General features: G+C 46.4%; 3 protein-coding genes. All 3 read left to right on the forward strand.

Going from position 1 to position 1734, the window contains the following annotated elements:
* Window positions 1–196: hypothetical protein (locus QVO97_RS04295; protein WP_288188890.1), on the forward strand; the 196-nt coding region annotated here is incomplete at its 5' end.
* A 190-nt stretch (window positions 197–386) separates the two neighbouring features.
* The gene (locus tag QVO97_RS04300) at window positions 387–887 is read left to right on the forward strand and encodes an HD domain-containing protein (protein ID WP_288188892.1); all 501 of its coding nucleotides are present in this window, start codon (window positions 387–389) and stop codon (window positions 885–887) included.
* Window positions 888–1045: 158 nt separating this feature from the next.
* Window positions 1046–1734, forward strand: a 689-nt coding sequence (locus tag QVO97_RS04305; RefSeq protein WP_288188893.1) for a ParA family protein, incomplete at its 3' end; no start/stop codon positions are given.

Below are 1734 nucleotides of genomic sequence, written 5' to 3' on the forward strand. Positions count from 1 at the left end.
ATTCGCCGTTCGTCATAAATCTGCAAGCAGCTTTCTGGCTCACTTGCGCTCATTATATCATATTTTCCTGTATTACAGTTCAGCTATTTCCAGCGTGGTTTTCACAGAATATCTGTTCACAGATGTGTGCCCAAGTAACGGGATTTTGCCGATGCTTCGCATTTCAAATCGGAAAAATATGCAACCAGAGCTGTAGCGTTTGGAATTTTCAGTTCAGAAAATTTCTACCTGTGAACAGTTATGAACATGCCATTTTATGTAAACAAAATTTCGTTGAAAATCGATATTAAATTCATTATAATGTTCACGTATCAAAAAATCAATCGATGGGGAAAGAAATGCGCGATATGATAAAGAAGGAAAATAAGTTATGCTTTCAGCATCGTATGGAACGGAAGACAGAGAAATCTTTTCAGTTGTCGGCGGGCAGGCAGCGGCTGCTGGCGGAAACGATACGCGAACTGAAGCAGGAAGGGCGCTTAGACGAGGAGAAGCTGGCGATGCAGCATGGTACGACATCCATTTACCGCCACAGCCTCAATGTTGCCTACACAAGCCTTTGGATGATGGAACGGTGGCAGATTCGCTTGGAACCAAAATCACTTGTGAGAGGGGCATTGCTGCACGATTATTTTTTGTATGACTGGCATCAGAAGGATCCCTCGCACCGCCTGCACGGCTTCCATCACCCGAAAACAGCGCTTGGAAATGCACAGAGAGATTACCATTTAAATTGGAAGGAAAAAAATATCATCGCACGTCATATGTTTCCGCTGATACCGGTGCCTCCTCAGTGCCGCGAGGCATGGATTGTGTGTCTGGCAGATAAATGGTGTGCTCTGGGGGAGACGGTGGAGCCGATGTTTCACGTGAAACATTTTAAATGAAATTTTTCTAAAAAAGTAGGAAATGAGTTTTAAGTGTGTTATACTATTAGGCAAGACAAGAACGGGAAAAAGCTGGAAATCGCTGTGCGGATGCCTGCGGGAAGGCTTTTTCCTGTCTTTCATGTGAGATAAAACCGAGGAAATGGAAGGAATACGGTATGGGACGAACGATTGCGATTGCAAATCAGAAGGGCGGCGTAGGTAAAACGACAACGGCGATCAACCTGTCGGCATGCCTGGCAGAGGCGGGACAGAGGGTTTTGGCGATCGATTTTGATCCGCAGGGAAATGCAACCACTGGTTTGGGATTGGAAAAAGAACAGATTGAAGATACAGTCTATGAGCTGCTTTTGGGCGATTGCACACTGGAGGACTGTCTGATGCACGATGTTCAGGAAAATCTGGATGTTCTTCCTTCGGATTCGAATCTGGCAGGAGCTGAGATTGAACTTCTGGATGTGGAAAATAAAGAGTCGGTGTTAAACGGTTATCTGGAGACAATCCGCGATCAGTATGATTTTATTATCATCGACTGCCCGCCGTCGCTGAGTCTTTTGACGATCAATGCGCTGGTAGCGGCAGATACGGTGCTGGTGCCAATCCAGTGCGAATATTATGCGCTGGAAGGACTGAGCCAGGTACTCCGGACGATCGGTCTGGTCCGGAAAAAGATGAATCCGTCGCTGGAGCTGGAGGGCGTGGTATTTACCATGTATGATGCGAGAACGAATCTCTCCCTGCAGGTCGTAGAGAATGTAAAACAGAACTTAAATGAGCGGATTTACAAGACGATCATACCGAGAAATGTGCGACTGGCGGAGGCGCCGAGCCACGGAATGCCGATCAA

Origin of the sequence: Clostridium sp. CAG:43, assembly GCF_000434655.1 — a bacterium.
GTDB classification, from domain to species: domain Bacteria; phylum Bacillota; class Clostridia; order Lachnospirales; family Lachnospiraceae; genus Otoolea; species Otoolea fessa.